The following is a 12,537-nucleotide window of genomic DNA, read 5'->3' on the forward strand; positions in this document are numbered from 1 at the left end:
GGAGACGCTTCATTGTCGCGATCCTTCAAATCCATCCCGGAAAAGAACGAAAAAACAAGCATTAACGCTAATTTCGCGAAACGCTTGATCATCTTTCCGGACGCCGCGACCTGGACGCCGTCGCCGCAAAAGGGCGTCGAATGGCTCAATCTCGAACTCTTTGGCGAGGAGAGCGTGCGGACGACCTATTTCGCGCGCTTTGCTCCCGGCGCCTCCTTGCCGCGGCGCGTGCATGACGGCGGCGAGGAAATCTTCGTGATGGAAGGCGGTTTCGAAGACGAGAGCGGCTTTCATGGCGAGGGCGCCTATCTGCGCGATCCGGACGGGTCGACCCATACGCCGACGAGCGCGCAAGGGTGCCTGCTCTTCGTCAAACTTGGCTATTTCCTGCCCGGCGATGAGGAGCGCGTCGCAATCGAGACGGCCTGTGGCGAATGGCGCAAGGCGCCGGAGGGCTTCGCCATCCAGCCTCTGCATCATTTCGCGGGCGTCACGACCTTTCTGGTCCGGCTCGACCCCGGCGCGGTGCTCAACCGCATGATTCATCCCCAGGGCGAAGAGGCGGTCGTGCTTGCGGGCTCGTGCCAGGATGATGGAGGAAATTACGCGCGGCGCAGCTGGATCCGCGACCCCGGCGGTCATCCGCAAAGTCTGATTTCACCCGGCGGCTGCATGCTCTATGTCAAGACGGGGCACCTCGCGGCGGCGGGAGAAGCTGCGCGGCCGACGGCCGGCTGATCAGCCGGCGGCGCGGGCGTTGTCCGCGTCGGTCTGAGCCGGCGCGCGCGGCGACAGGCTTTGCGCCGCAGCGCCGACGATCTCGATCTTCTGCGGTCCAGCGTCGGGGCCGTCGAAGAATTTGTGCGCCCGGAATTCTTTGAAAATCGCAAAATGCAGATCGCTGCGGACGCGGGCCATCGTCTCGACGTCGGCGACAAAGGCGGCGAGTTCGAAATTCAACGTCGCGCCGCTCATTCCGGTAAAATAGATTTGTGGCGCGGGGATTTTCAGGACGCGGTCATTGGCTTTGGCCGTCGCGAACAGGACTTCGCGCACCTCCTCCGGATTGGCCGAAGCGTTCACCGCGACTTCGATCAACACGCGGCCGGAACGGTCGTTGCGCACCAAATTCTTGACGACGCCGGAAATCAGGCTCGAATTCGGGATGATCACCTGGGAGCGATCGACCGTTTCGATTTCCGTCGAACGCACATTGATGCGCCGGACAAAACCCTGATCGCCGCCGACCACGATCCAGTCGCCGACCCGCACTGCGCGCTCCCAAAGCAGAATCAGGCCGGAGACGAAATTATTGACGATCGATTGCAAGCCGAAGCCGATACCGACCGATAGCGCGCCGGCGACGATGGCGAGGCGCTCGAAGCTGAGGCCGAGATAGCTCAACGCAACGCCGGCCGATAGCAGAAAGCCGAGATAGCCAAGGCTCGTGATGATCGAGTTGCGAAGCCCCGAATCGAGATTTGTCTTGGGCAGGAGGCTGGAATCCAGCCAGCGCTGCAGGGCGTGAACGGTGGCCGAGACGAGAGCGAAAATCACCGCCGCGCCGAAGATGGCGACCGGCGATATCGTCACCTCGGCGACCTTGAAGCCGAAAAAGGCCGCGCGCAGATCGAGCGGAACATCGGTCGACTGGAGACCCCAGGGCGCAAGGATCGCGATGAGGCCAATGATGAAGAGGCTCACGCGCAACACGCCGGAGAGCACGACTCCGAGCAGTTCCAGCGAATTGCGCCTGACGCCAACCCGTGTCGTCAGCCAATCGCCGAGCCGGGCGCCGGGTTTGAACCCCGCGGTGATGCTTTCATCGATCAAAACGCTGGCGAGAAAATAAAGCGCGGCGATCGCGCTGACCCAAAGCAGCTGATCGAGGAAAAAGCTGGCGAAGGTGGGGTAGCCGGCAAGCACCGCGCCGCCGGCGACCACGGCCCCAATAAGAGCGACGCCGCGCAGAATGCTAAACCAGTTCAAGCGCCGCGTGACCGGCGGACCGAAGCAATCCTCGTCGGAGACGTCGGCGCCGGTCCGCCACAGGCCCATGCCCAGAGCAGCCGCGCCGATCGCCACGCCCAAGCCGCGCGTCGCCACCGAAAAAGAAAAGGATGCGTCGACGACCTCGTTCAGCGCCTCGCAGATGCGCGTGATCGAGACGATGGCGGCGACGCTGACCGCGACGCTGACGATGCGCGAGGCCGCGGCGTCGCTGATCGGCGGCAGGCGCCAGTTCGGCCGCGTCGGCGCGAACAGACCGCGTGCGAGACCGGCGGCGACGCAGACGCGCGCGACGGCGCCGGCGATGGCCATAAACACCGTCTGAATCCGGAAACTCGTGAGATTGGCGGCATCGAGGGAAAAGACGACGAGATAGATCAGCGCGATCGGCGGCAAGGCGATCACCAGCGCAATCCACCAGGCGCCGAATATTTTCAGGAGGCGGCTTGGTTTTTCCACCGTATCGCGGCGCGCGAGCACGCGCCGCGCCAGCCGCGCCAGCGGGATGTAGATGAGGAACACGGCGGGAAGGCAGAGCCAGAACGCAGCCAGGCGCCAGCCGTCGAAACGGTCGTTGATCCGCCCGGCCCAGTCGGTGAAAAGGGTGACGACGCCTTCCGCATTCTTCGGCGTTTCGGGCAGAACGTCGCGCCACAGCCTGGCGTCGGCGATGCTCGATGAGCGCTGGAACAAGGAGCGCGTGAACAAAGCGCGCCGGCGCGAGGCGACGCTCGTGCGCAACTGCTCCGTCCGGACGCTCAGCAGTTTGGCGCGTTTCAACAGCTCGTCGGCATTGTTATAGCTTTGCTGCTGAGCGGCGCGTTCTTCCGTAACGCTTTGATTTTCCGGCGGCGACTTCTCATCCGGCGGAAGGCCAAGCTGATCCAGCCGCGCCTTGATTTCGCCGAGCCGCGGCGCGATCTTCTCGGCCGTCGCATTGAGGACGTCGCCGATCGGCGCCAGCCTCTGCCGCTTCGCGACGAGATCGGCGTCGCTTAAGTCGTGACGCTCGAGCCCGGCCTCGACGTCATTCAAGGCGGCATTCGCTTTTTCGAGCTCATCCTGCGCGCGGGCGAGATCGGGCGGCGGCGGGGCGGGGGGCCCCGCCGGCTGAGCAGGGGCCGCGGCCGGCGCGGTCTTGTCCTTTGCCGCGTCCTGGGGCTGCTGCGCTTTGGGAGCCTGCTGCGCCGCGGGGGCGGCGGGCTGCGCTGTCTGTCCGCGCGCGGGCGCAACCGCGAGCAGCGCCAGGGCCGCGATCGAGACAGCCAAAATGCAGCCAGGACATTTCACCCAGGCAATTCCCCAAAAAGGAGCGGTTTGCGCGTCGCGCGATTGTTGCGTCGACAAACGTCCAGATAGGCGATTTTCAGCGGCAATTGGAACCCTTGTCGGGCACAATTTATCTATCACATTGATTTCATTTAAGGAACTTGCGGCGGATAGAGGTGCGTCGCGCCCTGATAATCGCGCACGCGAAAAACGCCGTTGGCGCCGGCCGGCTCGATGAAATCCGGCCCGATGGGGGATTTGCCGTGTCCGCCCGGCACATCGAGCATATAGGCCGGCTGGCAGAGGCCCGAGAGGCGTCCGCGCAATTGCTGCATCAGCTCGCGCCCCTTCTCGATGTCAACGCGAAAATGGGCGACGCCCGGCGCGAGATCGAGGTGATGCAGATAATAGGGTTTTACGCGCGCCTCGACGAAGCCGCGCATCAAGGCGCTCAAGGTTTCGACATCGTCATTGACCCCCGCGAGCAGGACGCTCTGGCTGACCATGGGAATGCCGGCGTCGATCAGACGCGCGCAAGCGGCGCGAGCCTCTGACGTCAATTCGCGCGGATGATTGGCGTGAAGCGCCACGTAAATGGTCTTGCCCGATTTCTTGAGCGCGGCGATCAGGGCGGCGTCGATCGCGTCAGGGTCGACGCAGGGCACCCGGGTATGGACCCGGACGATCCTGACATGTTCGATCGCCGCCAGCCGCTCCATAATCTCGGCGAGGCGCCGCGGCGACAGGGCGAAAGGATCGCCGCCGGTCAGGATCACCTCCCAGATGCGCGGGTCGGCGGCGATATAAGCGAGCGCTGCGTCGAGCGCCTCGGGCGAGAGATGCGCCGATTTGCCGGGACCCACCATGTCGCGGCGAAAGCAGAAGCGGCAATAGACGGGGCAGACAAGCAGCAGCTTCAACAGAACGCGGTCGGGATAGCGGTGAACCACGCCTTCGACAGGCGAATAGGCCTCGTCGCCAATCGGGTCGGCGAGATCCTCCGGGCGTGGCGAAAGCTCGGCGATGTCGGGCACGAACTGGCGCGCGATGGGGTCATTTGGAGCGTCGCGATCGATCAGCGCGGCGATGGCCGGCGTCACGGCGATGGGATAGGTTTCGCCGACGCTTTCGATTTCCGCGCGCCGTCGCGCCGAGGCCAGGCCTGCTTCGACGAGATCGTCAGCGCTGCGCAGGGTTTTTGCGCGCAAGGATTTTGCGCGGAGAGATTTCGCGGTCGCGATCATTTGCTCGGAAAGGCCTCGGCCACCGGCGTCCAGATCACCTGTTCGATCCTTTCGGCGGCCGTCGCCAGCATCACCAGCCGGTCGAAGCCGAGCGCAACGCCGCTTGACGGCGGCATCAGAGCGAGGGCGGCGAGAAAATCCTCATCGAGGGGATAAGACTCGCCGTAGATCCGTTGTCGCTCCGCCATTTCCGCGACGAGGCGGCGCCGCTGCTCGACGGGATCGGTCAATTCGCCGAAGCCATTGGCGAGCTCGACGCCGCAAGCATAAAGTTCGAATCGTTCGGCAAGCCTCTGGTCTTCTTGCAGATTTGCCAAAGCCGCCTCGCTCGCAGGATAATCCATGAGGATCGTCGCGCGGCCATGGCCGAGCTGGGGTTCGATCTTCACCGACAAAATCTTGCTGAAGATGTCCGACCAGCTGTCGTCCGCGACGACCCGCACGCCGATCTTGCCTGCCGCCGACGCCAGCGCGTCGCGATCCGTCGCGGACCCGTCGACGGTCGCCAGAAGATCCACTCCGGCGTAGCGGTCGAAAGCCTCGGCGACGCCGAGAAGCTCAAGATCCTCAAAGGGGTCGGCGGACGCGCCGCCATGGACCAGGAGGTCGGCTCCGGCCGCCTGCGCCAGCGCCGCAAGGAGGCCGGCGCAATCCTCGATCAGCCTCTGATAGGGCGTCTTCGCCCTGTACCATTCGAGGAGCGTGAACTCGGGATGATGCAGCTTGTCGCGTTCGCGATTGCGGAACGCGTGGCCAAAGGAAAAAATCCGCTCCTCGCCGGCGGCGAGCAGCTTTTTCATGGCGAACTCGGGCGAGGAGTGCAGATAAAGCGGCGATGTCTCGGCCGAAGGGCTAATGATCTGCGTTGCGAACGCGCTTATATGGGCTTCATTGCCGGGCGAAATCTGCAAAGCGGCCGTATCGACCTCGACGAAATGCTGCGCGCCGAAGAACGACCGCGCAGCTGCGGCCATCTTCGTCCGCGCCTTGAGAAAGGGGCGGCGGTCGGCGTATCTGTCGGGCCGCCACCAGGGCGAAGGCGCGTCGCTCATGCTATTTCGCTTGAAAAGAGACCGGGAACATGGCTAGCGATATCCCGTAAGGCGGGAGGCGCGCCAGCTCAGCTTTTCTTCAGGTCGCCCGCTAGGGGCCTCGCCCGGTCGGGCTGAAGAAAATCTGAACAATTCGCCTCCGCTTCGACCGCCAGGACCCGGACGCCCGATCGGCGCGCGCCGGCGTCGATCCATTGCATAAAGGAAAACCAGTGAAAGTCATCGCCAGTTCTATTCGCAAAGGCAATATCATCGAGCGCGACGACGGGCAGCTCTATGTCGTCCTGACGGCCGAAAGCTTCCATCCCGGCAAGGGCACACCGACGACGCAAATCGACATGCGCCGGCTCTCGGACGGCGTCAAGACGACCGACCGCTACAAGACCACCGAACAGGTCGAGCGCGCTTATGTAGAAGACATGAATTTCAGCTATCTGTATCAGGACGCAGACGGCTACACCTTCATGAACAGCGAGAATTACGATCAGGTGATCGTTCCGAAAGAGGTGATCGGCGATCAGTCGATCTATCTGCAGGAAGGCATGAATTGCGTCCTGTCGATCTTCAACGGGGTCGCGGTGGGCATTCAGCTTCCGGCCCGGGTCACGCTCGAAGTCATCGAAACCGAACCCGCGATGAAAGGCCAGACGGCGTCGTCGTCCTACAAGCCGGCCAAGCTCTCGAATGGGGCGCGCGCGATGGTGCCGCCGCATATTTCCGCCGGGACCCGCATTGTCGTGCAGACCGAAGACGGCTCCTATGTCGAGCGCGCCAAGGACTAATCGGCGGCCTGAAAGCGTTCGCCACAAATGGAAAGGCCGCCCAAGCGGACGGCCTCAAAGGTCGCTGAAGTCATAAGCGCCAAGCTAACCGAGCTTGGCGTTGATCTGTTCGAGCAGGGCGGCGAACTTATCTTCAGTGGATTCGACGCAAGGGACGTCGAACACTTTGCGCAGCCGGCTGCCGAACTGGGCGCATAGCGCGCTGGCAGCGGCTTTCGTCGCCACAGGGCGTTCAAAACGGCCGCTAAATGGCGCCATCGTTTCCACTGAAAAGCTCTCCTGTTTCAACATTCGGTTCATTGGCTCTTCCGGTCGCCCGGCCTTAACTTTTGATACATGAATTTGACCAAACTACGTTTTCAAGTGGGCAAATTCTCTCCCGCTTCCATACGGGCCGCTTACTCCCACAAACTTGATTCGCAGCCTTTTGTTCCATGCTCTTATGAAATTCCATGGAGCTTGCGTGAGCGATGTGAGTAAAGGCACGAGCGGAGCAAAGCGCCGGAGCGAGCTTCACGCGGGACTTCGGGCCCCTAACGCTCAAAGTTAATACAAACTCGATCCAATTTAGTTTCCAGTTTCTTTCTCTGCTCAAGTTGACGCAGCGCTTTTTAAGGTTTTCTTACCTTATGCTTTACGAAAGCTGAAAGAGCCCGCGAGCCCCGTCAATTCATCCTGCCGCCCAGCGCCGTTTTTGCCTTGCATTGAGGCTGTGCTTGCGCGATGAGGCGGCTCGGGCGTCCGCCCGAGCTTCCAAGGAGAGCCACAGTCGTGCCACAAAGCGACGCCGTCGACCCTGATGCAACCATCGCCATTGTCGGAGGCGGCCAGGCCGGCGCCGAAGTCGCGACTCAGCTGCGTCAGAATCGGCATCAAGGGCGAATCGTGCTGTTCGGGGACGAAAACGTGCTTCCCTATATGCGCCCGCCCTTGTCGAAGGCTTATCTTGCCGGGGAAATGGGCGCGGACGGGCTGATTTACAAGGCGGCCGTCGCCTACGAAAAAGCCAATGTCGAGCTGCGTCTGGGCGAGAGCGTTGTGGCCATCGACCGCAACGCCAAAAAGCTTGCGCTGGCGGGCGGCGAGAGCCTTGCCTATGACCGGCTGGTCATCGCCGCGGGGGGGCGAGCGCGAAAACTCCGCGTTCCCGGCGCCGACCTTGGCAATATCTTTTACCTGCGCAGCATTGCCGACGTCGAGCAATTGCGGCCGCAACTTCAGAGCGGCCGGCGCCTCGTGATTGTCGGCGGCGGTTATGTAGGGCTGGAATTTGCCGCGGTCGCGATCAAACGCGGCCTCAAGGTTTTGGTGCTCGAGGCTGCGCCCCGCGTTCTGGCGCGCGTCACCGCGCCTGAAGTGTCGAATTTTTACGAGCGCTTCCACCGCGCCGCCGGCGTCGAGATTCGCACCGGGGTCGCGGTCAGCGGTTTTTCCGCGCGCGAGGGGAGCAATGACGTCGGCGCGGTTCTGTGCGGCGAGGATCCGGCGATCGAGGCCGATTTCGTCCTGGTCGGCATTGGCCTCGTCCCCAATATGGAGCTTGCCAAGGGCGCGGGCCTCGCCGTCGACGGGGGCATTCTGGTGGACGAGGCCGGCCGGACCAATGATCACGAGATTTTCGCGATCGGCGATTGCGCCGTTCATGTGCGCCACGGCTTCTTACATCGGACCGTGCGCCTCGAATCGGTGCCGAACGCCCTCGAGCAGGCGCGCACTGTGGCCGCCGTGCTGACCGGCAAGCCTATTCCAGCCGCAACGCCGCCGTGGTTCTGGTCGGATCAATATGATCTGAAGCTGCAGATGGTCGGGCTGTCGGAAGGCTATGACGAACTCGCGATTCGCGGCTCGACGCAAAGCTCGTCCTTCATCGCCTTCTATCTCAAGGACGGCTATGTCATCGCCGCCGACGCCATCAACCGCCCCTCGGAGTTCATGGCCTCGAAACGGCTGATCGGCGACCGGATCAAAGCGAGCGCGAGGGATCTCGCCGATGAGCAGGTGTCGCTGAAGGCGCTTCTTGCGGCCGCCGCCGCGTGAACTGGAACGGTCATACCGGCAACTGGATTGCCCGCGAGAGCGACCGGCCAGGCGCGGCGGAAGGAGCAACGAGCAGGAATTCGGGGCTGAATCTGCGGCCCCGGACAAAACTCGCTTCTTTAGCCCAGTTCAGCAGCGCGTTCCGCCGATACGGCGGGACCACCGTAAAGCTGGGGGAAAACTGTATTCGCCAGCCACGCGCATCCAAATGCAAACAGCACCCAGTCCAGCAACTCCTGCACGATCACGAGGGACGCAGGCATATAGGGCGATAGCCGACTGAGCCAACAATATCCCACAAATACAATAGGGAAGATCAGGAGCGTTTTCCGCCGTGTCCTGTCATATGCCTCGATTGTGGCTGGTAGCGTCCCCAGCAAAAAAATCAACCTGTAGATCCAGCTGGATCCCATGACAAACGTAAAGCAGAAGATGGCGAGAGAGGCGAGGGCGATGGTGCTTCTGGCCGAGCGCTGATTCAATGGCGCGGTATATTTATACAAAAATTCAGGTTTATATAGCGAGCCCAGGATCGACAAGCCGCCGATAGCGAGAGCGGTCAAACTAGCCGCCAATCGCATGCGCTCGATGCTGATCGAGAAAACGCCGGCTTCGCCCATCGCAATAAAAAGGGGCATCGCGCCGTAGGATAAAGTACGCGATTGCGGTGTATTCATGGCGATTGCGCTTAGCTGTGTCGTTCCATAACCAAATATGAGTACGGCTGCAGAAACTAAAACAGTCAATATAACTGCGGAGTAGCCGTGCTTCCATCGGGCAACAGACAAAATACCCGCGATTGGATATAGCTTCAACAGCGTCAGAGTAAAGATCAATGTCGAGATGGCGCCGATTGAGGGTTCCTTTCGCAGGCTATCGGATATAAAATAAATTAGTCTGATACCTAGTACAATCAGCGAAAATATAAGCATATCGCTGTTTCCGCGTTCGAGACCGAGCATCACGGGAGGCGCCGTCGCCGCCGTGAAGGCGATCGCTCCGCCTTCCAGGGTACTCGTTTTGAAGATAGACAATAGCGAGGCCAGAATCAGAAGGATAAAAACTGCTCCGATGAGATTCGTGTTCGCGCCCGAGATCCCGAACGCGCCGAAATGAAGCCAAAGAGACGGGTAGTTGTAGAGACGCCCGAAGGCGTCGCAGGAAGCGTCAATGTAGGGGTCACGACCGCTTCGGAAGCAGTCAATCCCCTGTGTTATCGCCCGCAAGTCCGCGAAGCTTGGCGACATCGATGGTACGCCTAGAAATCGCCACGCTCGATAGGTCGACCCGGTTGTCACATAGGCCGCAGCAAAAACGGCGACGCCTACCCCGATTGCCAGAATTATCGGCCAGCGCCCGCGCCAGGAATTCATGGAACGTTTCTCCACCAAAATGAAGTGAACGAGACGCCTCTACCAAGGTTGAGCCTCGGGACAGCGCCCCAGCGACATTGATCTGATTGCATAATCGCGCATCCGGGCTCGAGTACCATACAGCCAGGACCCTGTCGCGGGTTTACGGCGCGTCGGAGATCGGAGGAAGCCGCTTGCTATCGAAGCTTCAGGTGGGCGTCACTCGCCTCTGCAGATTTCCGGATGCCGGTCCGCCGGTGCAGTGGGCTAAACGTCGCTTTCGTCGTCCTCGTCCTCCTTGACGGGAGCTGTCACATATGCATGGCAAAGGGTCGCAATTGCCAGGGAAACGGCGAAAGGACCTAAAATTGCGACTAGGGCGCCGCGCAGGATAATAAAGATGTAAGACGCAACGGTCGCAACCAGCACCTGCCCAAGCGCATCCGCTGTGTTTTTGAAATGAAGAAAATAATCGTCGCCGAGCCTTATCAGCATGCCAAAGATGAACGACAGGACGACGACGCCCGGAAATCCGAAATCGATGTAGAATTCCGATGGAAGCGGCGACGAAATGTTCCACATTGGGTAACCTTCGAAGATCGCCGCCTCCCCGCCGGTGCCTCCTGATTTTTGCGGCCAAAGAGGTCTTGGCACAAAGAATAATAGAGCCGACGCTAAGTTCACGCCATGCTTGCCACCTAGCTGGTCATGATACGACGTGACGTTGATCGTAGACTGGAAACCGTCAAAGTCTCCGCTGGTTGTGAAGTCATCAAGAGGAGCCCAAACATAGGCGGTGCCGAGATCGCCTCGTGACAAGTAACTTATATATGAAAACAAACCAGCCTGCGCTCCGATGAAAGCAAAGGCCAGCATTAATTTTTGAGGTCTGTTAAATTGAACAAGAACAATAAATACGCCAATGACGTAACTGCCGATTACAAACCGTGTTACTGCCAGAGGTGAATTCAAAGTAAAAAATAACGCCGTAGTCGAAAGGCAAACGAGCGCATTTATCAGGCGCCGATCATCCCTCAAAAGAAAGATCCCATACATAAAGCCATAGAAACTGGTCGCCCGGGCGAGGGCGCCAATAATCAGCTTGATCGGAGTCGCCGTTTCGCCCGTCGTTTGGGTTGTGAGATTGCTGTCTCGAATGGTCGTCATAAAGCCGCTGAAGCCCAGAGACCCCGCACAGACTATGCCTGTTATCAGGCAAAAAATCGCCGCCCTCTGCAGGCGACCGGGAACGATTGCCCGCCGGGCCCGCTTGCCGCGCGGGAAAAGTACAATCCCATAGCCGATCAAGAAAAACGCCAAAAAGGTGGCGACGACCATGGACGCTGTCAAGACCTGCGCGGGGCTGTATCCCGCCTGGAAAAACGGGAATCGTGCGTATGCTGTGTGGAAGTAGCCAGGAAGAAGATAGAAGAATATCATGTATATACAAAACAGTAAATGAATCGGGCGAGGGCGGGGATCACATAAATTCGTAATTAGCATCAAAAACAGCGCAGAAATGCAAAACGCTAAAATGACAAGTGAGTCATTATACTGGGCATTATATGGAAGAATAAATAGAAAAAAGAGAGCTGAAACAATACATGAAAATAAAACAAGAGCCATCTGGAAGGGAAATATACGATACTCTTCTTGCATTGCTATTCCTTGGCCCTTTTCTCGTCCGCAAGGGCTTTGCGTCACAAAAAAAGCGCAGCGCCTCTAATGATTACGCGTCAAAAATTCTTGAACCGTCGATCGGCGGCGCCGGGTAATCAAGAGCGAGTTTCCTCTATTCCAGCGCTGCGTCAAGGCAGGCGTCGCCTAATGATGGCTTCTGTTAATGGATGATAGCAGTTAAAATTTGGCGCCGCTCCGAAAACCATATTGCCGGTGACTCCCCGCCGTGATCGAGATCCTCAAAACCGCGGGAACCGATTCATACCATTATCATCGGGCTTTCCCTCGAGCTCCTTCCGAAAAGGTGGGGCGCGGTGTTCGGTTTGGGAGCGGCGACCGCCCGGGGCGCCCCTTGCTGCGTTTTTTGCGAGACCTTTTGCCTCACGCATGTGTCCGCAAAAACTGGAAAGACAACCCAGTGTATTCGAAAACAAGAGGTCTGGCTCACAGCGGGACTACGCCTTGATATTTCCATTTACGTTGACGTTGGTCGGAACACTGTTTCGCACGCGCGCCTAAACGCCAAAATGGCCGAGATGCTGCGGGCATGGCTACGTTTCAAAATCAAGTTTTGTGGCGAATGTGTGATGAATATTATTCCGCCATATTTACACACTTCCGTCAGTTCGTGCCGCGGCCGGGTTTGAAGTTGTAATTAATATTGATACAAATGAAAAAAAAGATGTATAAACGTATTAAAATAACATTGATATTAAATACTATACTGTTAATAGATACTATATGACAATAACATGAATATAAAATAGTACATTAATATTTGACATAAATAGTTTTTATATAAGTCATAAAACTATATAAATAAAAAAATTATTTATATTGAATTTATACGTATTAAATATACTTTAAATTATTATATCATATCTTTTATTATGATTTGCTGCGGAATTAAATAAGATATACATTGAGCATTCCGTATATAGGTCGTTTTGCGGCAGCTCTATTATTTAAAGGCTTCATCTTTAATTTAAATTACCGGAATTCGCGATGGCGAGATTTCTCGGCCTTGTAAAATGTAACGAATATGATTATTTCATATTTACATTTTACGGACACATTTTCGATTTAACATACTGCCGAGTCCAAGCCAAGC

Annotated in this window: 9 protein-coding genes; 3 read left to right on the plus strand and 6 right to left on the minus strand. The window is 58.5% G+C overall.

Annotation, left to right across the window (positions count from 1 at the left end; all coding sequences use genetic code 11):
* Positions 1-84: 84 nt before the first annotated feature.
* Positions 85-738: a cupin domain-containing protein gene (locus MSIL_RS02290; RefSeq protein WP_187148691.1), complete on the plus strand. Its 654-nt coding sequence runs from the start codon at positions 85-87 to the stop codon at positions 736-738.
* Here the strand turns inward: MSIL_RS02290 and MSIL_RS02295 are convergent, their stop codons facing one another.
* The 3 genes from MSIL_RS02295 to epmA all read right to left on the minus strand — a co-directional run bounded on the left by MSIL_RS02295 (position 739) and on the right by epmA (position 5,575).
* Positions 739-3,279 (minus strand): DUF3772 domain-containing protein, encoded by a 2,541-nt coding sequence (locus MSIL_RS02295; protein WP_148212997.1) that lies wholly within the window; start codon positions 3,277-3,279, stop codon positions 739-741.
* A 152-nt stretch (positions 3,280-3,431) separates the two neighbouring features.
* On the minus strand, positions 3,432-4,523 hold the full coding sequence (locus MSIL_RS02300) for a lysine-2,3-aminomutase-like protein (protein ID WP_012589497.1): 1,092 nt from the start codon (positions 4,521-4,523) through the stop codon (positions 3,432-3,434).
* Positions 4,520-5,575 carry an EF-P lysine aminoacylase EpmA gene (epmA, locus tag MSIL_RS02305; RefSeq protein ID WP_012589498.1) on the minus strand — a complete coding sequence of 352 codons (1,056 nt, stop codon included), beginning with the start codon at positions 5,573-5,575 and terminating at the stop codon, positions 4,520-4,522. The genes MSIL_RS02300 and epmA overlap by 4 nt, the downstream gene beginning before the upstream one ends.
* 212 nt (positions 5,576-5,787) lie before the next feature.
* Between epmA and efp the strand changes: the two genes are divergently transcribed.
* A complete protein-coding gene (gene efp / locus MSIL_RS02310; RefSeq protein ID WP_012589499.1) occupies positions 5,788-6,357 on the plus strand; it encodes an elongation factor P in 570 nt (189 codons plus the stop codon).
* A gap of 84 nt (positions 6,358-6,441) precedes the next feature.
* Here the strand turns inward: efp and MSIL_RS02315 are convergent, their stop codons facing one another.
* A complete protein-coding gene (locus tag MSIL_RS02315; protein WP_012589500.1) occupies positions 6,442-6,657 on the minus strand; it encodes a hypothetical protein in 216 nt (71 codons plus the stop codon).
* Positions 6,658-7,128: 471 nt separating this feature from the next.
* Between MSIL_RS02315 and MSIL_RS02320 the strand changes: the two genes are divergently transcribed.
* Positions 7,129-8,394: an NAD(P)/FAD-dependent oxidoreductase gene (locus MSIL_RS02320; protein WP_012589501.1), complete on the plus strand. Its 1,266-nt coding sequence runs from the start codon at positions 7,129-7,131 to the stop codon at positions 8,392-8,394.
* A 119-nt stretch (positions 8,395-8,513) separates the two neighbouring features.
* On the opposite strand, the gene MSIL_RS02325 is transcribed toward MSIL_RS02320, so the two are convergent.
* Both MSIL_RS02325 and MSIL_RS02330 read right to left on the minus strand, forming a co-directional pair.
* On the minus strand, positions 8,514-9,767 hold the full coding sequence (locus MSIL_RS02325; protein ID WP_012589502.1) for a hypothetical protein: 1,254 nt from the start codon (positions 9,765-9,767) through the stop codon (positions 8,514-8,516).
* A 246-nt stretch (positions 9,768-10,013) separates the two neighbouring features.
* A complete protein-coding gene (locus tag MSIL_RS02330; RefSeq protein WP_012589503.1) occupies positions 10,014-11,405 on the minus strand; it encodes a hypothetical protein in 1,392 nt (463 codons plus the stop codon).
* Positions 11,406-12,537: the final 1,132 nt, after the last annotated feature.

It is taken from the genome of Methylocella silvestris BL2 (genome assembly GCF_000021745.1).
GTDB lineage: Bacteria > Pseudomonadota > Alphaproteobacteria > Rhizobiales > Beijerinckiaceae > Methylocapsa > Methylocapsa silvestris.